Below are 21614 nucleotides of genomic sequence, written 5' to 3' on the forward strand. Positions count from 1 at the left end.
AAGGTTCGAAGACGGAAGCCATGCCCCACCCTGCCCACCCCGTCCCCACCAGAGCGACCCCTGTGGACATGCCTGTGGATAACTCGGTCGACCATCTGTGCCGAGGGTCCTTTGCTCTGCTTCAACCCACGCACAGGTCTGGTGCCGAAACCGGTGCGTGGAGTGAAGCAGAGCAAAGGGGCCCGCGAGGGAATCGGCTACCCCGACAGGCTGGGCATACGGTGATCAGGGTGACCCACGAACCGGTGGTGGCCGGGCGACCGGACCACGGGTCCGGCTGGGCTCGCGGTGTGGGTCAGTAGCGCTGGCGAAGGAGTTCGGCGGCTTCGACCGCCCAGTAGGTGAGGATGATCTGCGCGCCCGCGCGCCGGATCGAGGTGAGAGTTTCCAACATCACCTGCTCGCGGTCGATCCAGCCGTTCGCGGCGGCCGCCTCGACCATCGCGTACTCGCCGGAGACCTGGTAGGCGGCCACCGGGACCTGCACCGCGGCCCGGACCGCCGAGACCACGTCCAGGTAGGGCAGGGCCGGCTTGACCATCACCATGTCGGCACCCTCAGCCACGTCCAGCTCGACCTCACGCAGCGACTCGCGCAGGTTCGCCGGATCCTGCTGGTAGGTGCGCCGGTCCCCCTCCAGCGAGGACTCGACCGCCTCCCGGAACGGGCCGTAGAACGCGGAGGCGTACTTGACCGCGTAGGCGAGGACCGCGACGTCGGTGTACCCGGCCGCGTCCAGGGCCCGGCGTACCGCGCCGACCTGGCCGTCCATCATCCCGGACGGCCCGACCACCGACACTCCGGCGGCGGCCTGGGCGACCGCCATCTCGGCGTACGCGGCCAGGGTGGCGTCGTTGTCCACCGAGCCGTCGGGGGTGAGCAGCCCACAGTGCCCGTGCGAGGTGAACTCGTCCAGGCAGAGGTCGCTCATCACCACTGTCGCGTCGCCGACCTCGGAGACCACGTCCCGGATGGCCACGTTGAGGATGCCGTTGGGGTCGATGCCGCCGGCCCCGCACTCGTCACGCTCCGCCGGCACCCCGAAGAGCATGATCCCGCCGACCCCGGCCTGGACCGCCTCCACCGCGGCCTTGCGCAGGGAGTCCCGGGTGTGCTGAAGCACACCCGGCAGCGAGCCGATCGGGCGGGGCTCGGTCAGCCCCTCCTTGACGAACATCGGTACGACCAGTTCGGCCGGGGCGGGACGGGTCTCGGCGACCAGCCGCCGCACGGCTGCGTTGCGACGCAGCCGGCGGGGCCGGTGCTCGGGGTACGACATGGTGAGTCTCCTAGCGTTACCGGAACCTCAGCGCGGTCGGCCCCTGAACCTTCGAGCCACGGCGCTGCTTCGCCGGCATCGCGGCGAGCTTCTCCCGCAGCTCGACGGCGTAGCCGGCGAGCGCCTCCACCAGGTCGGGCACGGAGGCGTGCGGCGGCTGGACGTCGACCCGCAGGCCGAACTCCGTGGCGGTCTCCGCGGTCTTGGGCCCGATCACTGCGACAACGGTACGCGCGTGCGGCTTGCCGGCGATACCGACAAGATTGCGCACCGTCGAGCTTGACGTGAAGAGCACGGCGTCGAACCCACCGGACTTGATCGCGTCCCGGATCTCGGCGGGCGGCGGGGCGGCCCGGACCGTACGGTAGGCGGTCACGTCGTCGACCTCCCAGCCGCGCTCGGTGAGCCCGGCGGCGAGGGTCTCGGTGGCGATGTCGGCGCGCGGCAGCAGCACCCGGCCGACCGGATCGAGCACCTCGTCGTGCGGCGAGAACTCGGCCAGCAGCCCTTCGGAGGACTGCTCCCCGGTGGGGATCAGTTCCGGCTGGATGCCGAAGGCGCGGACCGCCTCGGCGGTGGCCTCACCGATACAGGCGATCTTCACGCCGCCGAAGTGCCGGGCGTCCAGGCCGTGCTCGGCGAACTTCTCCCAGACCGCGCGGACCGCGTTGACCGAGGTGAAGATCACCCAGGCGTACCGGCCGTCGACCAGGCCCTTGACCGCCCGCTCCATCTGAGCGGGGGTACGCGGCGGCTCGACCGCGATGGTCGGCACCTCGCACGGGATCGCACCGTACGCGCGCAGCCGGGCACTCATCACCCCGGCCTGCTCCTTGGTCCGGGGAACCAGCACCTTCCAGCCGTACAGCGGGCGGTTCTCCCACCAGCTGAGCTTGTCCCGCTGGCTCACACCCTCACCGACGGTCAGCACCACCCGGCCGGTGAAGCCGAGTGCCGCCGCGACGAACGAGTCCACGCTCGACGTGGTGGTGTACTGCGTCTCGCCCGTGCCGTCACCGGTGACTCCGACGGCGGTCCCGCCGTCCACTCCGGCGGCGAGCAGCCCGTCGCGGATCGCCGCCAGGTCACCGGCGTCCACGGCGAGCGCCAGCGAGCCTCGCTGCACCGCCGCGGCCAGCGCGTCGAAGTCCAGGGTGCTGACGTCCTCGACGTCGGCGGTGGTGCGTACGCCGGGCAGCGGCACACCGGCGTAGGTGGCCACACCCTCGGCCTGGCTGACGCCCGGCACCACCTCGAAGTGCGCGGCGGTACGCGCCACCGCCTGCACCTCCTTGACCACCGAGTCGTGGCCGAAGGGGTCGCCCGCCACCAGGTGCACCGCGTTCTGCCCGGCGCGGGCGGCCGAGATGAGCACCTTCGCCACATCGCCCGGCACGCCTTCGGCCGGGGTGAACTCGGTCTCGGCCTTGGCCTCGGCCCGGACGACGTCGAGCAACGACTCGGGGACTCCCCGGTCGTACACCACCTGGTCGGCGTCGACCAGGGCGTCGTGCGCCCGGCGGGTCAGCAGGCCCGGGTCGCCGGGTCCAGCCCCGACGAACGCGATCCGGCCTACGGGCTTACGGGTGCGGGTCATTCTGTGCTCCCAAATTGCTGGGTCCCCGGGCCGTTGTGTCCTTGCGGGCCGAGGATCGAGTCGGCGCCGAGGTCGAGGAGTTCGGTGGCGAGGGCCTTACCGATCTCCGCCGCATCGGCGAGCGTTCCGGTGCGGGACAGCCGGATGTCGCGACTGCCGTCCGGGCTGATCACCGCCCCGCGCAGGTAGATCTCCTGGACAACATCACCTTCGACACCGGAGCCGGTTGGCTCGCCTTCGGCGACGACGGCATAGGCGGCGACCGGAGCGGAGCATCCGGCCTCCAGGGTGGCCAGCATTGCCCGCTCCGCGGTGACCGTGGCGCGTGACGCTGCGTGGTCAAGCGTACCTAGCAGTTCGACCATTTCCGGGTCGTCGACCCGGCACTCCACCGCCAACGCGCCCTGTGCGGGGGCCGGCAGCATCAACATCGGATCGAGCGTCTCGGTGATGACGTCGAGCCGGCCGATCCTGGCCAGCCCGGCCCGAGCGAGGACGATCGCGTCGAGGTCGGCGTCCGGGCCGAGCACCCGGGCCAGCCGGGTGTCGATGTTGCCGCGAATGGGGCTGACCGACAGTTGCATGCCCAGGGCGTGCAGTTGGGCGATCCGACGCAGCGCGCCGGTGCCGATGGACGCGCCGGGGGCGAGCTCGGCCAGCGTCCTGCCGTCGCGGGCGACGAGCGCGTCACGCGGGTCCTCGCGCGGGGGCACTGCGGCGATGTGCAGCCCGGCCGGCATCGCGGTCGGCAGGTCCTTGTACGAGTGGACCGCGAAGTCGATCTCCCGGGCGACCAGCGCGTCGCGCAGCGCGGAGACGAAGACCCCGACGCCGAGGCGGTGCACCGGCGCGCTGGACCGGTCACCTGCGGTGATCACCTCGACCAACTCGACCGGGCGTCCGGTGCGGGCGGTCAGTGCCTCGGCGACGTGCCCGGACTGGGCCATCGCCAGCTTGCTGCCCCGGGTGCCGAGACGCAGCGGGCCACTCGGTTGCCGCTGGCTCATCGTTCACCTCCACTGGTCGGGGTGATGTCGGGGACCGTGTCCACCTGGGAGGTCTGCGGGACCTCCAGGTCGAACAGTTCGCGCAGCAGCGCGGCGTACTGGTCACCGCCGGGCTCGGCGGCGAGTTGGCGGACCCGTACGGTCGGCTGGTGCAACAACCGCTGGACCACCCGGTGCACGGTGCGGGCCACCTCGGCGCGCTGGTCGTCGCTGAGGTCGGGACGGCGCTGGGCGAGGCGGCGCAGTTCGGCGCTGACCACGTCCTCGGCCCGGCCCCGCAGGGCAGCCACGGTCGGTGCCACGTCCGCGCCCCGCAGCCAGGTGAGGAAGGACTCCACCTCGCCGGCCACGATCCGTTCGACGGCGGCGGCGTCGGCGGCGGCCGGGCCGTCGGCGAGCAGCTCGGCCATCCGGTCGATGTCGATCACCTCGACGCCGGGCAGCTCGGCCACACCGGACCCGACGTCACGGGGTACGGCCAGGTCGAGCAGGACCAGCGGCCCGCGCTCCGGGTCCCGGCCGGCCAGCGCACCGGCGACGACGTCGCGGGTGAGGACCGGCTCGCTGGCCGCGGTGGCGGCCACTACGATGTCCACTGTGGAGAGCGTGTCGGCCAGCTCGGCCATCGGTCGCGCGGCAGCGCCGTACGACTCGGCCAGCCGTACCGCCCGCTCGGCGCTGCGGTTGGTCACGGTCAACGGGCCGGCGCCGAGCCGGGACAGCGTCGCCACGCCCAGCGATCCCATCGCGCCGGCGCCGACGACGAGCGCGGGCCGACCGGCCAGTTCGTCGCCGAGATGACGTGCGGCCAGTCCCAGCGCCGCGGTGACCACGCTCTGGCCGGCCCGGTCGATGCCGGTCTCGGAGTGGGCCCGCTTGCCCACCCGCAGCGCCTGCTGCATCAGCTCGTGCAGCAGCCGGCCGGTGGTGTCCGCGCCGGTGGCCCCGTGGTAGGCGTCCCGGAGCTGACCGAGGATCTGCGCCTCGCCGATCACCATCGAGTCCAGGCCGGCGGCGACCCGGAAGACGTGGTCGACCGCGGCGGAGTCGAAGTGCACGTAGAGGTTGTTGGCCAGCGCGGACGGCTGGCAGTCGGCCTGCTCGGCGAGGACGGCGCAGATGTCGCCGAGGCCGCCGTGGAAACCGGAGACCGCCGCGTAGACCTCCACCCGGTTGCAGGTGGAGACCAGCGCGGCCTCGCTGACGTACGGCTGGGCGACCAGGCGGTTCAGGATGCGGGTGAGGCTCTCCGGGGCGACCGCGAGCCGCTCCAGGGTGGCGACCGGCGCGGTGCGGTAGGAGGCACCCACGACGAGGAGTTTCACGTTCCGATCGCCTCCTGACCCTCAGTGACCGCGAGACCGCCGGGCAGGGCGGTCAGGGCGGATCCGCCGGTGCGGGGCAGCCCGGTCAGGGATGCCTTGCGGTGCTCGTGGAACGACAGAATCTGCAGCTCGATGGCGAGGTCGACCTTGCGTACGTCGACTCCGTCCGGAACCGAGAGTACGCAGGGCGCGAAGTTCAGGATGCTCGTCACGCCGACGGCGACGAGTTGGTCGGCGACCCGTTGGGCGGCCGAGGCGGGAGTCGCGATGACGCCGATCGCGATCGACTCCTCGGCTGCCACCTGGGGCAGTTCGTCGACGTGCCGCACGACCATCCCGTGGATCTCCTCACCGACCCGGGCCGGGTCGGCGTCGAGCAGGGCGGCGATCCGGAAGCCACGGCTGGCGAAGCCGTCGTAGCCGGCCAGCGCGTGACCGAGATTACCCACCCCGACCAGGGCGACCGCCCGACGTTGGGTGAGCCCGAGCACGTACTCGATCTGCTCTATCAACAGCGCCACGTCGTAGCCGACGCCCCGGGTGCCGTACGAGCCGAGGTGGGACAGGTCCTTGCGGAGCTTCGCGGAGTTGACCCCGGCGGCGTTGGCCAGCCCTTCGCTGGACACCGTCTCGTTACCGGTTTCAGCGAGATTGTGCAGGGCACGGAGGTATTCGGGGAGCCGCGCCACCGTCGCCTCGGGTAGGTCCGGGAGCGCCGGGACGCCACCGGCGCGACCGGGCGTGCCAGGGTGACGGTGCTGACTCATGAGACTCCGTGCGGTGCGATCCTTGACCAACTCCACCGGCCGGCCGTTCGGGACTCCCGCTGGCGACCGAAATTGCCGGCTGTGCTAGCAGGGCGCGTCGGAATTACAGAGTAGGCGCTTGTGAAGACGTGCACAAATCGCGATCTTGCTGCCCCGCCCCCTGCCCCCACCAGCCCCTCCGTCCAACAAGATCGACGCGCGCCCACTTCCCGGGACCGCCCGCGCGATTATTGCTCAATTCCGACTTCTCTGACCAATCACACGCGCGCCATCGGTCCATCCCAATTTGTTGATCATGACGTTAATGCTCGATACGGCGATTTCGTGATCACTGCGCCGGCTCGACGAGGGTGGTGGCGAGGGTCACCGCTTCGGTGAGGGTGTCGGCGACCGGGTGGCCGGAGGCCATCAGGCGGGCGCGGTCGGTGAAGCCGCCAGCGTAGAGAACAGCACGCCCGCCGACGGCGCGGGCCGCGTCGGCGTCGTCCAGCGAGTCGCCGATCAGCACCACCGAGCGGCCGTCGACGCCCAACTCGGCCAGGTGCCGGACCAGCGACTCGGCCTTGCGATCACCGCCGACCGAGGCCCGCAGCCCGTCGACCCGGGCGAAGCGGCCGGTCAGTCCGTACGTCTGGATCGCCGGCACCAACTCGTCGTGGAACCACATGGACAGCAGCGACTGGCTGCCCGGCCAGGCCGCCATCGCGTCCACCGCGTCGTGGGCGAGCTCACAACTGGTCAGACCCAGCCGGTACGCGTCATGGAAGATCCGGTCGAGCCGGCCGAACGCCTCGTCGTCCACCGCCCGGCCGAGCACTTCCGCGTAATAGTCGGCGATCGGCCGGCGGAACCGGACCCGGTGTTCCTCCGCGGTCACCGTCGGCCCACCCTCGCGGGTGAAAACGGCGTTCGTGCAGGCCACCACCAGGCTCAGATCGTCGAGCAGCGTCCCGTTCCAGTCCCAGACCAGATGGGGTTTCGAAGGGGTCATCGGCGCACTCTATCGGCGACGCCGGGTGCCGGTGGGGCGCGCCGGAGCGCCCTAGAGCTGCGGCGTGGTCAGGTCACGCAGCAGCCGTTCCTCCTCGACCCGCCAGTAGCCGTGCTCCTTGCCGTCGAGCAGCACCACCGGCAGCCGGTCGCCGTACTCGCGCTCCAGCTCGATGTCACCGCTGACGTCCCGCTCGGTCCACCGGTCGCCGGTGACCGCGACCACTCGGTCGAGCGCCGCCTTGGCGTCCTCGCACAGGTGACAGCCGGGGCGGGTGATCAGGGTCAGGCGGGGCTCACGCATCGGTCTCCTCCGTCGTGCCGGGTGGTGCCGGCTGGTCGGGCACTTGAACCTCGCCAGGTTACGCGCGCAGTGGGCGATCAGTGCGACGCCGGCCACCTGACTGCCCGACCCCGACACCACGTACGCCCGGACAGTCTCCCCGGTACCCGGGTGCGGCACGCCCACTACCGCCGACTCCGTCACCGCCGGATGGGCGGAGAGGAGCATCTCGACGTCGTCCGGGTACACATTGCACCCGGCCGACCCGGTGCCCCCGCAGCGTCCAGTCCCGTCAACGGGACCAGGCAGCGTCACCGTGGGTACGGATCACCACCGGTCCACACTGTCCGGGCGGGGACGCCTGTCGACCACGACCGGACTCGCGAGGTATGTTCACAGCGACCACCATCATCGATCTGACCTGCTTATCTGTCTCAGATCAGGTGGACCAGCGATTGTCAACCACACTCGACGGACAACCGGTCCGGCACCGGTGCGACACGTCGGGAAATACTTCGGCCCTGTGTAACGGACTTGCCACGCGCGGGTGACGTTGGCCCTATCATCACTCGGGTCGGCTCACCCCATTTGCCGTGAGTCGACACCCCTCAGCCCGAGGAGGCCCCCGTGCCCGTCAGCGCATTGGACCAGCACCTCAAGGGGAACTGCCGCCCGTCGGCACACCCCGGAGCCGCCCTGCCCGGCGGTGATCTGGCCGGTCACCCGGCCACCGCCGGCGCGTGCGCCAGTGATGAATCGGAGGTGTCCCGATGACCACCTTCGGTTTCACGCACCGCCCGACGGGCCTGACCGGTCCGGCGGCGCGCACCCCGGTCAACGAACGCGGCGGCGCCCATGCCCAGCAGAACGCGGCGGGCAACCTGGTCAACCGAGGTGAGAGCAGCACGCGGGCCGGTAACCGACCACATCCGAACGAGCCACCACACCGACCAGCGGTGCCGGGCGCGAACGCGATGCCGACCGGTGGCGGGGTCGCCACGCCGAGCCGGCCGACGATGCCGGCCCAGGCCCGACGCAGCGGCGGCGACGCGCCGGTCACCGACGTGCCGGCGGCCGAGACCGCGGTGATCCCCGCGGTCACCGACCCGGTCAACACCTCCACCGGCTACCCGAGCCGCCCTGACCCGTCCGATCCGGCCACCGAGGTGTGGGCCCTGGTCGAACGCGCCCAGGCCGGTGAGGCCGAGGCGTTCGGGCTGATCTACGACCGCTACGTCGACACCGTCTTCCGCTTCGTCTACTTCCGGGTCGGCAACCGGCAACTCGCCGAAGACCTCACCTCCGACACGTTCCTGCGGGCGCTCAAGCGCATCGGCAGCTTCACCTGGCAGGGCCGTGACCTCGGCGCCTGGCTGGTCACCATCGCCCGCAACCTGGTCGCTGACCATTTCAAGTCGGGTCGCTACCGGCTGGAGGTGACCACCGGTGACGTGCTCGACGCCGATCGCGAGGATCGCGGCCCGGAGGGCAGCCCGGAGGCGGCAGTGGTGGAACACATCACGAACGTCGCGCTGCTGACCGCCGTCAAACGCCTCAATCCCGAACAGCAGGAGTGCATCGTGCTCCGCTTCCTCCAGGGCTTCTCGGTGGCGGAGACCGCGCGGGCGATGGGCAAGAACGAAGGCGCGATCAAGGCCCTCCAGTACCGTGCGGTCCGCGCCCTGGCCCGGCTGCTGCCCGACGGCTTCCAGGCGTAGCTCTCGACGCCGTCCGTACGGTCGTCGCCGGTAGCTGCGCGTCCGTGCGCGGCAGTCACAGCGATCACTTTGCGTGATTTCCGACTCCGGCAGGCCCGTAACCCGATCCCGGCACGGCGCGTTTCTCCGGGTGCGACCGGCGACAGCCCGGCCCCGGGCTACGGACGACGGGCAACGACGCCAGCGGCGTCCGGCTCGCGTTCTGCGGTCATCGGTCGCTGGCGGTGATCGCGGCCGACCGGCCGCGCCCAGCGAGAGGAGGTGCCGCGGTGGACAACGCCCTCTTCTCCCGTCGGCGCGCCGAGCGCTTCGCGCAGCTTCTCGACGAAGCGAACGGTGGCCGACGCCATCACGTCCGTTCCCGAGTCGACGACCGGCTCACGCCGCTGGTCGGGCTCGGCCGGCAGTTGACGGCCGGCCCGCCCGAGCCCGAGGTGGATCCGGAGTTCCGGGCCGGCCTGCGGGCCATGTTGCTGGCCACCGCCGAGCGTGAGGGCATCGCCGCCCCCGCCTCGACCGAGAAGGTCGGCACCGGCCGAGGCGCCCTGCTACCGGCCGTCACCGCGCGCCGGGCCCGTGCCCGGGGTGCCATCCTGGTCGGCATCGCCGCGGGTGCCATCGCCGTCTCCGGCATCTCGGCCGCCAGCGAGAACGCGGTTCCCGGCGACGCGCTGTACGGAATGAAGCGCGGCACCGAACGGGCCCAGCTCGCGCTCGCCAGCTCCGAGATCAGCCGCGGGCAGCTCTTCCTCGACTTCGCGCGTACCCGACTGGCCGAAGCGTCCGCGCTGCACGGCAGCCGCTCCGGCTACGGCGCGGTGCTCGACGACATGGACGCCGACACCCGTCAGGGCGTACGCCTGCTGACCGCAGCGGCGGTGCAGCGTTCGGATCCGGCGGCGCTCGACGCGGTCGACGCCTTCCTCGTCCCGCAACGCCGGGCACTCGACGCGCTGCGCGACAGCGGCTCGCGCGCCGACCGGGAGCGGACCGCCCAGTCGCTGAAGCTGCTGGCATCGGTGACCGAACGTGGCGACGCCCTGCGGACCACGATCGCCTGCGGCCAGCCGGTCGGTTCCGCCAGCGACAGCCTCGGCCCCCTGCCGGGCACCTGCACCTGACGGTACGTAACCAGACCGCCGGCCCGGTTCGCGGGCCGGACGGCGGTTACCCTCGCGGAGGGGCAGCAGAGATGCGGGCGATGTGAGGGGGAGCGTCGGTGGGGCGCAGCCGGAAGGTGACCGTCAGCACCGACGTGCACGGGCACACCGCAGGTTGGGCCCAGACCGAGCCCGCTCCCCCGGTCGCCCCGGATCCACGGGCCGCCGCCTTCTTCGACGTGGACAACACGATGATGCAGGGTGCCTCCATCTACTGGTTCGCTCGCGGCCTCGCCGCACGCAACTACTTCACCACCACCGACCTGGCCCGGTTCGCCTGGCAACAGCTGCGCTACCGGCTGCTCGCCCGCGAGCACACCGGGGACATGTCGCAGGCCAAGGAGGCCGCCCTCGCCTTCATCGAGGGCTGGCGCGTCGACGACATCGAAGTCCTCGCAGAGGAGATCTTCGACGAGTTGATGGCGCCGCGGATCTGGGCGGGGACGAGGCGGCTGGCGCAGGGCCACCTCGACGCCGGTGAGCGGGTCTGGCTGGTCAGCGCCGCCCCGGTGGAGATCGGCCGGGTGATCGCCGCTCGACTGAAGCTGACCGGCGCGATCGGCACCGTCGCCGAGGTCGTCGACGGGGCGTACACCGGTCGGTTGGTCGGTGACCTCATGCACGGGCCGGCCAAGGCCGAGGCGATCACCTCGCTCGCCGCGGTGGAGGGGTTGGACCTGGGTCGGTGCAGCGCCTACAGCGACTCCGCGAACGACCTGCCGATGCTGTCGGCGGTGGGCCGGGCGGTGGCGGTGAATCCGGATGCCGCGCTGCTGCGTCAGGCACGCCAGCACGGCTGGGAGGTACGCGACTTCCGTACGGGCCGTCGCGCTGTCAAGATCGCCGTACCGTCGACGGCCGCCGCCGGGCTGGTGGCGGGAGCGGTCACCGCCGGCATGGCGTTGCAGCGTCGCCGCCGCGACAGCCGGGCCGCCGCAGAACGGCGCGCCACCCGCTGAGACGGTGTCGGCGCTTCGATGAGCTAGGGACCGAACGGATCCGGACGCCGTTCCAGGAGTTCGTGCAGCGTCTGCTGGATGGTCTCGCGGACCTGGTCGGCGAGGTTGAACACGACAAGCGGGTCGTCCGCGGAGTCGACCAGGTGTGCCGTCGGGATCGGCGGGCAGAACTCGATCAGCCACTTGCTCGGCAGCGGCACCATGCCCAGCGGCCCGAGCCAGGGGAAGGTCGGCGTCACCGGGAAGTAGGGCAGCTTGAGCAGCCGGGCGAGCGGCTTGATGTCGGCGAGCATCGGGTAGATCTCCTCGCCACCGACGATCGCGACCGGGATGATCGGGGTGCCGGTGCGCAGCGCCGCCGAGACGAAGCCACCGCGCCCGAAGCGTTGCAGCTTGTAACGCTCCGCGTACAGCTTGCCGACGCCCTTGAAGCCCTCCGGGAAGACACCCACCAGTTCGCCGCCGCGCAACAGCCGCTCGGCGTCCGGATTGCAGGCCACGGTGCCGCCGGTCTTGCGGGCGATCTCGGAGACCACCGGCATCCGGAAGACGAGGTCGGCACCGAGCAGCCGCAGGTAACGCCGCGCGGGGTGTTCGTGGTGCAGGGCGGTGGAGAGGACCAGCGCGTCCAGGGCCACGGTGCCGGAGTGGTTGCCGACCACCAGTCCCGCACCCTCGGTGGGCACGTTCTCCAGCCCGGTCACCTCGGTACGGAACCAGTCCCGGTAGAGCCGCCGCAGCAGCGGATGGAACACCGCCTCGGTCAGCTCCGGGTCGAAACCGAACTCGTCCACCTCGTAGTCGCCGGCCAGCCTGCGCCGAAGAAACGCCAACCCACCGGCGATCCGCTGATCCCAGACGTCGCCGGGCCGGTCCGGCACGGCCGGCGGATGCGGCTCGGCGGGCAGAGCGGGCTGGCCCGCTGCCGCTGGTCGCCGCCCGTTGTGCCGAGCCGGGTCGGGCTGCGCCCGCGCCACCTGACCGTTGTCGGGGCCCGTCTCGTCACGTCGCATGTCCGGCTCGCTCACGGCTGCTCCTGCACAGCCGCCCGCACCCGGCGGATCTGGTCGAGCACGAGCTGCTCGGCGGCGGCCAGTTGCTCGCGCGTCACCACGGACCGGCCATGGTGGGCGCGGATGAAGTCGTCGAAGGCGGCGGCCGTGGATCGCGGCGTGAAGCCGTACTCGCGCTCCAGGCGGGTGGTGTCCACGACGCGGCCGTGCACGAGCAGGTCGACCTGGTCGAGGCCGTAGCGGCCGAGTCCCATGGTCCGGGCGAGCGCCGCGGCGCCCGACAGCCCCGGCTCCAGCATCGGCACGGCCAGCCGGCCGGCCCGACGGATCGCCTGGGACAGCGCGAGCACCCCGGGCCCGGCGACGTTGTACGTCCCCGGATGGTCCTCGGTGACCGAGCGGTGTACGACCTCCAGCGCGTCGTCGAAGTGCAGGAACTGCAACCGGGCGTCGCGGCCGAGGATGGTCGGCACCACCGGCAGCGAGAAGTAGCGGGTCAACGTGGTGTCGGCCGTCGACCCGATGAACGGGGCGAACCGCAGCACCGTCGCCGTCACGTCGGGTCGCCGCCGTCGGAAGCCCCGGACGTACCCCTCGATGTCGAGGATGTCGCGGCCGAAGCCGCCGCGCGGCACCTCGCGCGGCTCGGTCTCCTCGGTGAAGACGGCCGGGTCCCGGAACGAGGCCCCGTACGCCGCGGTCGAGGACCGCACCACGAGCTTGCGTAGCCGAGGTGCCCGCTGACAGGCGGCGAGCAGCTGCATGGTGCCGATGACGTTCTGTTCCTTCATCGCCGCCCGGCCACCCTGCTGCTGATCCGGGGCGCTGGCCAGGGCCAGATGCACCACCGTGTCGACGTCGAGGTCGGCGAGGAGCCCGCCGACCGAGCCGGCGTCGACCCGGATGCGTTCGACCTGGTCCAGCAGGCCGGCGACCTCCGGGCTCGGGTCGCGCAGGTCGATGCCGATGACCCGCTCGATGCGGGGATCGGTGACCAGTCGGGCGGCGACGTGGGCACCGAGGTATCGGCTGACCCCGGTCACGACGACAACCCCCGGGAGACTCGACGAGTCACCGGGGGTCATGTCTCGCACCCACCCCGACGGTCGGGACCGAGCCGGGACAGCCACGGCCTGATCACCTGGGCCTCCGAGGGTCGACAGTTGGCAAGCGACGAATGCCGGGTCAGCGCCCGGCATCAATCACTTGCCGAGACGGCGACGCTGGACGCGGGTCTTGCGCAGCAGCTTGCGGTGCTTCTTCTTAGCCATGCGCTTGCGGCGCTTCTTGACCACCGAGCCCATACGAAAGCCTTTCGATGCAACATGCGGCGCGACCGGCGAGACGCCACGAACCGGTGACGTCGGCGACCGCTTACGGACAACGGACCGGACCGGCGGGGTGGGCGGCAGGGCGCACCAGCGGTCACGATCACGCTCCAGCGTAGCGGGACCGCGTCGACCGGGCCAACGCGCCCCCGGTCGATGCCCGTCAGGCGGGCCTCTCGGATCGGCCTGACACGCGGATCAGGCAGTCTCCTGGAAGGCCCCACGGAGGTATTCGTGCACCGCGTGCTCCGGCACCCGGAACGACCTGCCGACCCGCACAGCCGCCAGCTCACCGCTGTGCACGAGGCGGTAAACCGTCATCTTCGACACCCGCATGACGGTCGCCACCTCGGCGACGGTCAGGAACTTGACATCCGACAGCCGACCGTCGGACGGTGACCCGGCCATGGCTCACCCGACCCATCCCATGCCCTGCGCGTGCCGCCCCACGGGTTCTCCCGCGCGGCCGGCGACGCGCGTGTTACCAGTACGGTAGCGGGACGGCTGTGACCGGCGCGATCCCTTCCTGCAACTGATCACGATCCGGAACCGGGCCGCAGACGAAAAACCCCTGGTCGGGTGGCCTACAGCCGAAACGCCCGCAATGATCATCTTCGGCCACCGGTGCCGGCGACGTCACTCGGCCCGCAGCGCGACCACCGGGTCGAGCCGACCGGCCCGCTGAGCGGGTACCACCCCGAAGATGATCCCCACCGCTGCCGAGACGCCGAACGCCAGCGCCAACGACCACCAGGTCACCGCCGCCGGGATGGGTGAGACCGCGGCCACCAGCAGTGCGCCGCCCACCCCGAGGGCCATCCCGGTCAGCCCGCCAATCGAGGTGAGCAGCACCGCCTCCAGCAGGAACTGCACGCCGATGTCCCGGGGGCGGGCCCCGACCGCCTTGCGCAGCCCGATCTCCCTGGTCCGTTCGCGCACCGAGACGAGCATGATGTTGGAGACGCCCACCCCGCCGACAAGCAGCGAGATGCCGGCGATGGCGGCCAGGACCCCGGTCAGGATGCCGAGGATGTCGCCCAGTACGCCGAGGATCTGCTCCTGGGTGACAGCGCTGAACTCGGTGCCCGGGTGGCGACCGTTCAACTCGGTGACGATCCGCTGGCCGAGTTCGTCGATCCGATCCCGATCCGGTGCCCGGACCGCGATCGCGTCCACCCGCTGGGTGCCGTACAGCCGCTGCGCCGCGGTCACCGGGATGTGCACCTCGTCGTCCCGGTCAACGCCGAGGCTCTGCCCGAGCGGGGTGAACACACCGATCACCCGGAACCGCACCCCGGCGACGTTCACCTGCTGTCCGACGGCCTCCCGGTCGGGGAAGAGGACCCGGGCGACCGAGTCGCCCAGCACGGCGACCCGGCGGCCGGTGTCCACGTCGGATCGGGTCAGGTAGCGGCCCCGGCCCAGGTCACGGGCGAAGACCGTCGGGGTGGTCTCCAGCACCCCCTGCACGGTGGTGAAATCCTGCCGGTTGCCGGCCCGGACGGTGGCACCCGAGGCGACCGTCACGGCAACCCGGGCAGGGTCACCGACCACCCGGCCGACGGCGTCCACGTCCTGCAGGGTCAGCGGGGAGACCGCCGGGGCCGAGCCCACGTCCAGCCGACCCGGCACGACCAGCAGCAGGTTGGAGCCCAGCCCTTCGACCTGCTGTTCGACCGTCTGTTTGGTGCCGGTGCCGATCGCCACCAGCAGCACCACGGAGGCGACCCCGATGATCACCCCGAGCATGGTCAGCAGGCTGCGCATCCGGTTGGCCCGCAGCGCGTCCGCCGCCACCCGCCACGCCTCGGCCAGCCTCACGACCCGCCCCCACCCGCACCGGCCGCGCCGAGTCCACCCGCACGGGCCGTGCCCAGCCCAACCGCGCCGGGTTCGTCGAAGCCAACGCCGCCGGTCAGCGGGTCCTGGGCGCTGTCCGCGTCCTGGGCGCTGTCCGCGACGACGACGCCGTCGCGCATGGTGATCCGGCGGCGGGCCCGGGCGGCCACCTCCGCGTCGTGGGTGACCATCACCAGCGCCACCCCCGACTCGGCGTTGAGCCGCTCCAACAGTTCCAGCACGGCCGCGCCGGTGGTGCTGTCCAGGTTGCCGGTCGGTTCGTCGGCGAGCAGCACGGTCGGGTCGGTGACCAGGGCGCGGGCGATCGCCACCCGCTGCTGCTCGCCGCCGGAGAGCTGATTGGGCCGGTGGTCCAGGCGGTGCCCCAGGCCGACCCGGCCGAGCATCGCGGCGGCCCGTTCCCGCCGTTGGCGGGCGCCCACTCCCCGGTAGACCAGCGGCAGCGCCACGTTGTCCACCGCCGTGGTCCGTGGCAGCAGGTGGAACGCCTGGAAGACGAAGCCGATGGTCTCGTTGCGCAGCCGGGCCAGCTCGGGCGCGGAGAGTGCGCCCACCTCCCGTCCACCGATCACCAACCGGCCACCGGTCGGCCGGTCCAGACCGCCGAGCAGGTGCATGAGGGTGGACTTGCCGGAGCCGGACGGCCCGATCAGGGCCACGTAGTCACCGGCCGCGACGGTCAACGACACGCCCCGCAGCGCCGGTACGGAGACCCCGTCGAGCTGGTACGTCCGCGACACGTCGACCGCCTCGATCGCCGGGGCGGACGCCGAGCCGTCCCGGTCCCGGCCGGCGCCTACGCTCACCCGACCTCCTGGCCGTCGCGCACCTGGTCGGTGCCGCGGACCACGATCCGGTCACCGGGCTGCACCCCGTCGACGATCTGCACCAGATCCTGGCCCTGCACCCCGACGGTAACCGAGGCCCGACCCACCCGACCGTCGCGTACCACCCAGACGGTGTCCCGGCCGTCGGCGGAGAAGATCGCGGAGGCGGGTACGGTCACCGCGTCGCTCGCCTCACGGACCCGCAGTCGCAGCACCGCGTTCATCCCGGGTCGCGGCGCCGGTGCCGGTTCCGCCTCGCCGTACCGGCCTGCACCGAGCGAGAGCCGGACCCGGTAACTGACCCCGCCTCGGGCCGAGGTGCTGGGCAGCACGTCGATCGAGCGGACCGTCGCCGGGTAGGTCGCACCGGTGACCGCGTCCAACTCGACGGTGCCGGTGAGTCCGACCTGGACCAGCAGCACGTCGGTCTCGTCCACCTCGGCCAGCAGGCCCAGCTCACGGGTGTCGACCACGGTCAGCACGGGGGTGCCGGCGGTGACCCGACCACCCACCGGGATCGCCGTGTCCACCCCGGCGGGCGGGCCGGCGGCCGGGGCACCGAGCGCGCCCGGGTCGATCCCGGACGGCAGGCCACCACCGGCGGCGTCGAGCAACCCGGCCAGCGCACCCGTCGAGCCGGCACCGCTGCTGACGCCGCCCGGCTGCACGACACCGGCGATCGGTGCCCGCAGGGTCAACGCGTCGACCGTCGCCTTGGCCAGGTCGTACGCCTGCTGGGCTTGGAGGCGTTGGGCGGTGGCCAGCGCGCCGACGGCGGAGTTCAGGCTGCGTACGCCGCGCTGCACCTCGCGTACCGCGCGGTCGGCGGCGCGGGCGGCGGCGTCGTACTGCCGCTGCGCGGACTCGACCTGGGCGAGCAGTGCCTTGCGCAGCTTCGGATCGCTGATCTTCCCGGCGGCGGCGCGTGCGGCGGCGTGCGCCTGCGCGGCGGCCCGGTCGGTGCCCCGCAGCGAACCGGTGAGGTTGCCGCCACCGCCACCGCCGGCCCGCTTGGCGGCGTCGAGCGCCGCGCGGGCCTGCCGCAGCCGCTCCCGGGCCGACGGCGAGTCGACCACGGCGAGCACCTGGCCACGCTTGACCTGCTGACCCGGCTCGACGCGGAGGCTGCGCAGCGTCCCGTCGGCGGGGGCGGTGAGCGTGGCCGCTGCCCGGGCGACGACAGTGGCCGGGGCGTCGATCTCCTCCGTCACGGGTGCCAGCACGGCCGAGGCCAGCGCGATCGGTGGCTCGTCGCTGCCGCAGGAGGCGGCGCTCGTGAGAGTCAGGACGGCGACGGCGAGCAGGGCGGTGAGCAGACGGGGCCGCGGGGCTGCGAGCAGCCGCGGCGGGTCGAGGCGGCGCACCGGCTCATGCTACGAGCCCGCCGCGAACCGTCGATGACCCGCCATGCCGAGTGACGGCAGATCAGTCGACGTCGCCACGACCCGGCCAGGCAGCAAAGGCCACGCCAAGAGCCGTGATCATCTGTTCGAAGGAGCGGTCGACCTCGCGGGGCAGGCCGAAGTCGCCGGCCGCCTCCAGGGCGACGAAGCCGTGCACGGCGGCCCGGAACATGCGGGCCCCGTCGACCGCGCTGTCGCCCTCGATGCCGTAGCCGCGCAGGATGGCGAAGACGACGCCGACCGCGCGCTCGCTGGCGGCCACGTGCGCCGGGTCGGTCGGATCCGGCACCCGCTGGGCAGCCGGGTAGCGGCCGGGATGCCGGCGCGCGTACGACCGGTAGGCGGTGGCGACGGCCCGCAGCGCGTCCTCGCGGCTGCGACCGGCGGCGGCCGTGGTCATCTCCTCGGCGAGTTCGGCGGTGGTCAGCGCGGAGAGCTTCTGGGCCAACGCGTCGGCGCCCTTGATGTGCTTGTAGAGGCTCGGCAACGCGACGCCGAGTCGGTTGGCCAGCGCGGCGAGGGTGAGCTTCTGGTAGCCGACCTCGTCGGCCAGCACGGCCGCCTCGCGCACCACGACCTGTGGGTTGAGCCCGGCCCTAGGCACGATCGGTCACCGCCAGGAAGTCGGTGAGCGCGGCGGCCGTCGCCTCGGGACGGTCGGCGTGCGGGTAGTGCCCGGCGTCGGTGACCATCCGCGCCTCGGCGAGCGGGAAGAGTCGCCGGGCGGCCCGGGCCTCGGCGCCGGGGTCAGGAAAGTCCGGGTCCTTCGTGCCCATCAGCACCAGCACCGGCTGACGCACCTGCGGGGCGACGGTGGTCCAGTGCGGGTCGACCGGGGCGGCCACCTCGCGTACCGGCAGCATCCGGCCCGGTCGGCGCAGCGCGGTCACCAGGCTCTTGCGGTACGCGGCGTCGTCCGACGGCCGGTGGACCGGGAACAGGGTGCGGTGGAACATGCCGAACAGTCGGGGACTGCGGACCACCGCCCACACGCCGAGCCGCATGACGGGGTTGAGCTTCGGCTGCTCGACGAACGCGCCTTCCAGCACGATCCCGCTGACCAGGTCGGGTGCCTCGGCGGCGGCGAAGACCACGGCCGCGGCGCTGGAGGAGTTGCCGACCAGGGTGGCCGGGCGGCCACCCAGGTCACGGACCACCGCCAGCAGATCGCGCCCCACCTCGGCCGGGGCGTACGTCGCCCAGCCGGTGGTGGAGTCGCCGTGGCCCCGCACGTCGACCGAAGCCACCTGGTAGCCGGCTGCCACCAGCAGCGGAATCAGGTGCCGGTAGGAGTGGTGGTTCTCCCCCATGCCGTGCGAGAGAACCACCAAGGGCCCCTGACCGTGGACCTCGTACGCGATCCGTCCGCCGTCGCGCCCCACAAAGCTAGCTGCCATAGCTATAAAGCTAATGCCATTAGCCAGTCGCGTCAAGGCGAACCCACAGCGAGGTCCTGCGGGGGAGTCCCGACGCCCGGGCGGCGACTACTTGCGCGAGGTCAGGGCGCGAGCGAAGAAGGCGAGGTTGGCGGGGCGCTCGGCGAGCCGGCGCATCAGGTAGCCGTACCAGTCGTCGCCGTACGGCACATAGGTGCGCACCGTGTAGCCGTCACCGACCAGCCGGTCCTGCTCCTCGGGCCGGATGCCGTAGAGCATCTGGAACTCGAACCGGTCCGGCGCACGGTCGAACCAGCGGGCCCGGTCCTCGGCGATGGCGATCAGCCGCGGGTCGTGGGTGGCCAGCATGGGAAAGCCATCACCCGACATCAGGATGTTCAGGCACCGGACGTACGACTTGTCCACCTCACGAGGCGACTGGTAGGCCACCGACTCGGGCTCCTTGTACGCCCCCTTGCACAACCGCACCCGCGACCCGGCCGTGGCCAGATCACGGCAGTCCGACTCGGTACGCCGCAGGTACGCCTGGAGCACCGCCCCGGTCGACGGGTAGTCCTTGCGCAGCTTGGCCAGGATGTCCAGGGTCGAGTCAGTGGTGGTGTGGTCTTCCATGTCCAGGGTGACAGTGGTCTGCGCGGCCTCGGCGGCAGCGCAGATCGCCCGGGCGTTGTCGTAGGCCAGCTGCTCGTCGAAGGCTTGACCGAGCGCGGAGAGCTTGACGCTCACCTCGGCGGCAGGGGTCAGTCCCGCCTCGGCGAGCCGCCCCAGCAGGGTGAGGTACTCGTCGCGTACGGCGGTGGCCTGTTCGGGGCTGACCGTGTCTTCGCCGAGGTGGTCGAGCGTGACCGCGAGGCCGCCGTCGACGAGTTCGCGGGTTGCGCGCAACGCGTCGTCGGTCTGCGCGCCGGCGACGAACCGGCGTACGACGTCCCGGGAGAACGGGGCCGTCGCGACGAGCCGCTCGACCCGGGATGACCGGGAGGCGGCGAGGATGACGGAACGGAGCATGAGCCGAGCGTAACGCCCACCCCACCGCGCAATTGCGGCCCCGGCCCACCCCGCCCGCGTTGTAAGGAAGGGCCCCTTTTTAACACTTGGATGTGAGAAGGGAACCCTTCTATACCGCAGGCGTTAACAGGGTGCCCTTCCTTACACCAGCAGCACACAAGCAGCGCACCAGCAGCGCAGGGGTAGCCCGGGGCGACGAGCCTGGCGTTCATCGGTTACAACGATGGCGTGAAATCACACCCCCGACGCCGCCTCCGCTCGACCTCCGTGCAACTTGGCGCGCTCACCGCCTTGGCGCTCGCTCTCTCCGGCTGCAACCTGGTCTCCGACGACGACGATGACGACTGCGCGATGGGTCCGGGCGGGGGTGGTGACACCGTGGCGATGACGCTGCGGACTCCGGCACCCGTACCCGAGATGGGCGTCGGCAGCCCGATCACGGAGCCGGTGGCCACGGCCGTGCCCGACCGCGGTGGGTTCGGCTCCCACCAGGCCTCCTGCGGGGGCTGAGATGCGCCGCGAGCGGGTCGACCCGCGCCCCGACTGGGACGCCACCATCCGCGCCCAGGGCCTGGTGTACGTGGACACCGAACTGCCCGACGGCGGGGTGATGTCGTACTGGGACGAGACCGCCGCCTACGCCTTCGACCTGGCGGAGGTGCTGCGGCTGGAGGAGGCCACCGAGGAGCTGCACCGGATGTCGGTGGCCGCCGCCGAGCACGTGGTGGCCCGCAACCGGTACGCCGAGTTCGGCATCCCCCGGTGGGCGGCCGAGGCGGTGGCCCGGTCGCTGCGTGAGTCCCCGCCCACGCTCTACGGCCGGTTCGATCTCTGGTACGACGGCAGTTGGCCGCCGAAGATGCTGGAGTACAACGCCGACACCCCGACCGCGCTTGTCGAGGCGAGCATCATCCAGTGGTACTGGCTGGAGCACACCCGGCCGGAGCTGGACCAGTGGAACAGCCTGCACGAGCGACTCGTCGGGGCCTGGGCGAAGATCGGCGCCGGCCTGCACGACCGGCGGGTGCACGTGGTCTGGTCGAACGAGGAGGAGACCGGCGAGGACCACATGACCGCCGGTTATCTGGCCGAGACCGCCCGCCAGGCCGGGCTGGACGTCGAACTGCTGCCGATCCAGGAGGTCGGTTGGGACGGCCGCCGCTTCGTCGACCGCGCCGACCAGCCGATCACCACCTGTTTCAAGCTGTATCCCTGGGAGTGGATGCTCGCCGAGCCGTACGGGCCGCTGGCCCTTCAGCCGGGCACGCCGACCACCTGGATCGAGCCGGCGTGGAAGCTGCTGCTGTCCAACAAGGCGTTGCTGGCGGTGCTCTGGGAGCTGTACCCCGACCACGAACTGCTGCTGCCGGCGTACCTCGACTCGCCGCGCGGCATGTCGGAGTACGTCGCCAAGCCGCTGCTCGGCCGGGAAGGCGCGTCGGTACGGATCGTCACCGCGACCGGTGAGATCAACAATCCGGGCGACTACGGTGAGGAGGGCTTCTGCTACCAGCAGTTCCGGGCGCTGCCCGAGTTCGCCGGCAGCCGGCTGGTGCTGGGCAGCTGGATCGTCGACGGCGAGTCGGCCGGCACCGGGCTGCGGGAGAGCGCGAGCCTGATCACCGACGGCTATGCGCGGTTCCTGCCGCACTACATCGACGCGCCGCGAGGCGGGTGAGTCGTCTACCGTTGG

At 71.9% G+C, this 21614-nt stretch carries 22 protein-coding genes and 1 pseudogene; 5 read left to right on the forward strand and 18 right to left on the reverse strand.

Going from position 1 to position 21614, the window contains the following annotated elements:
• Nucleotides 1-295: 295 nt before the first annotated feature.
• The 8 genes and pseudogenes from hemB to VAB18032_RS33045 form a co-directional block, all read right to left on the reverse strand.
• Nucleotides 296-1279, reverse strand: a complete 984-nt coding sequence (gene hemB, locus VAB18032_RS26820; protein ID WP_013736070.1) for a porphobilinogen synthase — start codon at nt 1277-1279, stop codon at nt 296-298.
• A gap of 16 nt (nt 1280-1295) precedes the next feature.
• Nucleotides 1296-2876, reverse strand: coding sequence for a bifunctional uroporphyrinogen-III C-methyltransferase/uroporphyrinogen-III synthase (locus VAB18032_RS26825; RefSeq protein WP_013736071.1), 1581 nt, complete (start codon nt 2874-2876; stop codon nt 1296-1298).
• Nucleotides 2873-3883 (reverse strand): hydroxymethylbilane synthase, encoded by a 1011-nt coding sequence (hemC, locus tag VAB18032_RS26830; protein WP_013736072.1) that lies wholly within the window; start codon nt 3881-3883, stop codon nt 2873-2875. The genes VAB18032_RS26825 and hemC overlap by 4 nt, the downstream gene beginning before the upstream one ends.
• Nucleotides 3880-5208 (reverse strand): glutamyl-tRNA reductase, encoded by a 1329-nt coding sequence (locus VAB18032_RS26835; RefSeq protein ID WP_013736073.1) that lies wholly within the window; start codon nt 5206-5208, stop codon nt 3880-3882. Before VAB18032_RS26835 ends, hemC begins: the two co-directional genes overlap by 4 nt.
• Nucleotides 5205-5975: a redox-sensing transcriptional repressor Rex gene (locus VAB18032_RS26840; RefSeq protein WP_013736074.1), complete on the reverse strand. Its 771-nt coding sequence runs from the start codon at nt 5973-5975 to the stop codon at nt 5205-5207. The genes VAB18032_RS26835 and VAB18032_RS26840 overlap by 4 nt, the downstream gene beginning before the upstream one ends.
• Nucleotides 5976-6303: 328 nt before the next feature.
• Nucleotides 6304-6966, reverse strand: a complete 663-nt coding sequence (locus VAB18032_RS26845; protein WP_013736075.1) for an HAD family hydrolase — start codon at nt 6964-6966, stop codon at nt 6304-6306.
• A 51-nt stretch (nt 6967-7017) separates the two neighbouring features.
• A complete protein-coding gene (locus tag VAB18032_RS26850; protein WP_013736076.1) occupies nt 7018-7269 on the reverse strand; it encodes a glutaredoxin family protein in 252 nt (83 codons plus the stop codon).
• 45 nt (nt 7270-7314) lie between these two features.
• A pseudogene (locus VAB18032_RS33045) lies at nt 7315-7476 on the reverse strand (AMP-binding enzyme); the annotation flags it as partial.
• Between the two features lie 542 nt (nt 7477-8018).
• Between VAB18032_RS33045 and VAB18032_RS26855 the strand changes: the two are divergent.
• The 3 genes from VAB18032_RS26855 (at nt 8019) to VAB18032_RS26865 (ending at nt 11085) form a co-directional block, all read left to right on the forward strand.
• Complete coding sequence (locus VAB18032_RS26855) at nt 8019-8966, forward strand: ECF subfamily RNA polymerase sigma factor, BldN family (RefSeq protein ID WP_013736077.1); 948 nt, start codon at nt 8019-8021, stop codon at nt 8964-8966.
• Between the two features lie 269 nt (nt 8967-9235).
• Nucleotides 9236-10087: a DUF5667 domain-containing protein gene (locus tag VAB18032_RS26860; RefSeq protein WP_013736078.1), complete on the forward strand. Its 852-nt coding sequence runs from the start codon at nt 9236-9238 to the stop codon at nt 10085-10087.
• Between the two features lie 98 nt (nt 10088-10185).
• On the forward strand, nt 10186-11085 hold the full coding sequence (locus VAB18032_RS26865; RefSeq protein ID WP_013736079.1) for an HAD family hydrolase: 900 nt from the start codon (nt 10186-10188) through the stop codon (nt 11083-11085).
• A 23-nt stretch (nt 11086-11108) separates the two neighbouring features.
• Here VAB18032_RS26865 and VAB18032_RS26870 read toward each other — a convergent pair whose 3' ends face one another.
• From VAB18032_RS26870 to VAB18032_RS26910, 10 genes are all read right to left on the reverse strand, one after another.
• The gene (locus tag VAB18032_RS26870) at nt 11109-12113 is read right to left on the reverse strand and encodes a lysophospholipid acyltransferase family protein (RefSeq protein ID WP_013736080.1); all 1005 of its coding nucleotides are present in this window, start codon (nt 12111-12113) and stop codon (nt 11109-11111) included.
• On the reverse strand, nt 12110-13183 hold the full coding sequence (locus VAB18032_RS26875; protein ID WP_043722010.1) for an NAD-dependent epimerase/dehydratase family protein: 1074 nt from the start codon (nt 13181-13183) through the stop codon (nt 12110-12112). Before VAB18032_RS26875 ends, VAB18032_RS26870 begins: the two co-directional genes overlap by 4 nt.
• Nucleotides 13184-13300: 117 nt before the next feature.
• Nucleotides 13301-13402 carry a 30S ribosomal protein bS22 gene (locus tag VAB18032_RS30985; RefSeq protein WP_007465623.1) on the reverse strand — a complete coding sequence of 34 codons (102 nt, stop codon included), beginning with the start codon at nt 13400-13402 and terminating at the stop codon, nt 13301-13303.
• Between the two features lie 222 nt (nt 13403-13624).
• Complete coding sequence (locus VAB18032_RS26880) at nt 13625-13834, reverse strand: helix-turn-helix domain-containing protein (RefSeq protein WP_013736082.1); 210 nt, start codon at nt 13832-13834, stop codon at nt 13625-13627.
• A gap of 228 nt (nt 13835-14062) precedes the next feature.
• Nucleotides 14063-15247, reverse strand: coding sequence for an ABC transporter permease (locus VAB18032_RS26885; protein WP_013736083.1), 1185 nt, complete (start codon nt 15245-15247; stop codon nt 14063-14065).
• The gene (locus VAB18032_RS26890; RefSeq protein WP_013736084.1) at nt 15244-16092 is read right to left on the reverse strand and encodes an ABC transporter ATP-binding protein; all 849 of its coding nucleotides are present in this window, start codon (nt 16090-16092) and stop codon (nt 15244-15246) included. Before VAB18032_RS26890 ends, VAB18032_RS26885 begins: the two co-directional genes overlap by 4 nt.
• Nucleotides 16089-17477 carry an efflux RND transporter periplasmic adaptor subunit gene (locus VAB18032_RS26895; protein WP_013736085.1) on the reverse strand — a complete coding sequence of 463 codons (1389 nt, stop codon included), beginning with the start codon at nt 17475-17477 and terminating at the stop codon, nt 16089-16091. Before VAB18032_RS26895 ends, VAB18032_RS26890 begins: the two co-directional genes overlap by 4 nt.
• A gap of 61 nt (nt 17478-17538) precedes the next feature.
• Nucleotides 17539-18120, reverse strand: coding sequence for a TetR/AcrR family transcriptional regulator (locus VAB18032_RS26900; RefSeq protein WP_043722012.1), 582 nt, complete (start codon nt 18118-18120; stop codon nt 17539-17541).
• Nucleotides 18113-18913: an alpha/beta fold hydrolase gene (locus VAB18032_RS26905; RefSeq protein WP_050814658.1), complete on the reverse strand. Its 801-nt coding sequence runs from the start codon at nt 18911-18913 to the stop codon at nt 18113-18115. The genes VAB18032_RS26900 and VAB18032_RS26905 overlap by 8 nt, the downstream gene beginning before the upstream one ends.
• Nucleotides 18914-19000: 87 nt before the next feature.
• Nucleotides 19001-19921, reverse strand: coding sequence for a proline dehydrogenase family protein (locus VAB18032_RS26910; protein WP_013736088.1), 921 nt, complete (start codon nt 19919-19921; stop codon nt 19001-19003).
• 267 nt (nt 19922-20188) lie between these two features.
• Here VAB18032_RS26910 and VAB18032_RS26915 point away from each other — a divergent pair, with 267 nt between their 5' ends.
• Complete coding sequence (locus tag VAB18032_RS26915; protein ID WP_013736089.1) at nt 20189-20431, forward strand: hypothetical protein; 243 nt, start codon at nt 20189-20191, stop codon at nt 20429-20431.
• A gap of 1 nt (nt 20432) precedes the next feature.
• On the forward strand, nt 20433-21599 hold the full coding sequence (locus tag VAB18032_RS26920; RefSeq protein WP_013736090.1) for a glutathionylspermidine synthase family protein: 1167 nt from the start codon (nt 20433-20435) through the stop codon (nt 21597-21599).
• The last annotated feature ends 15 nt before the right edge of the window (nt 21600-21614 follow it).

Source organism: Micromonospora maris AB-18-032, assembly GCF_000204155.1.
Taxonomy (GTDB): Bacteria; Actinomycetota; Actinomycetes; order Mycobacteriales; family Micromonosporaceae; genus Micromonospora; species Micromonospora gifhornensis.

Coding starts and splice junctions, on each gene's coding strand:
- VAB18032_RS26875 (WP_043722010.1), bottom strand. CDS start 13,183: ATGACCCCCGGTGACTCGTCGAGTCTCCCGGGGGTTGTCGTCGTGACC.
- VAB18032_RS26910 (WP_013736088.1), bottom strand. CDS start 19,921: ATGCTCCGTTCCGTCATCCTCGCCGCCTCCCGGTCATCCCGGGTCGAG.
- hemC (WP_013736072.1), bottom strand. CDS start 3,883: ATGAGCCAGCGGCAACCGAGTGGCCCGCTGCGTCTCGGCACCCGGGGC.
- VAB18032_RS26825 (WP_013736071.1), bottom strand. CDS start 2,876: ATGACCCGCACCCGTAAGCCCGTAGGCCGGATCGCGTTCGTCGGGGCT.
- VAB18032_RS26905 (WP_050814658.1), bottom strand. CDS start 18,913: ATGGCAGCTAGCTTTGTGGGGCGCGACGGCGGACGGATCGCGTACGAG.
- hemB (WP_013736070.1), bottom strand. CDS start 1,279: ATGTCGTACCCCGAGCACCGGCCCCGCCGGCTGCGTCGCAACGCAGCC.
- VAB18032_RS26920 (WP_013736090.1), top strand. CDS start 20,433: ATGCGCCGCGAGCGGGTCGACCCGCGCCCCGACTGGGACGCCACCATC.
- VAB18032_RS26850 (WP_013736076.1), bottom strand. CDS start 7,269: ATGCGTGAGCCCCGCCTGACCCTGATCACCCGCCCCGGCTGTCACCTG.
- VAB18032_RS26855 (WP_013736077.1), top strand. CDS start 8,019: ATGACCACCTTCGGTTTCACGCACCGCCCGACGGGCCTGACCGGTCCG.
- VAB18032_RS26880 (WP_013736082.1), bottom strand. CDS start 13,834: ATGGCCGGGTCACCGTCCGACGGTCGGCTGTCGGATGTCAAGTTCCTG.
- VAB18032_RS26840 (WP_013736074.1), bottom strand. CDS start 5,975: ATGAGTCAGCACCGTCACCCTGGCACGCCCGGTCGCGCCGGTGGCGTC.
- VAB18032_RS30985 (WP_007465623.1), bottom strand. CDS start 13,402: ATGGGCTCGGTGGTCAAGAAGCGCCGCAAGCGCATGGCTAAGAAGAAG.
- VAB18032_RS26845 (WP_013736075.1), bottom strand. CDS start 6,966: ATGACCCCTTCGAAACCCCATCTGGTCTGGGACTGGAACGGGACGCTG.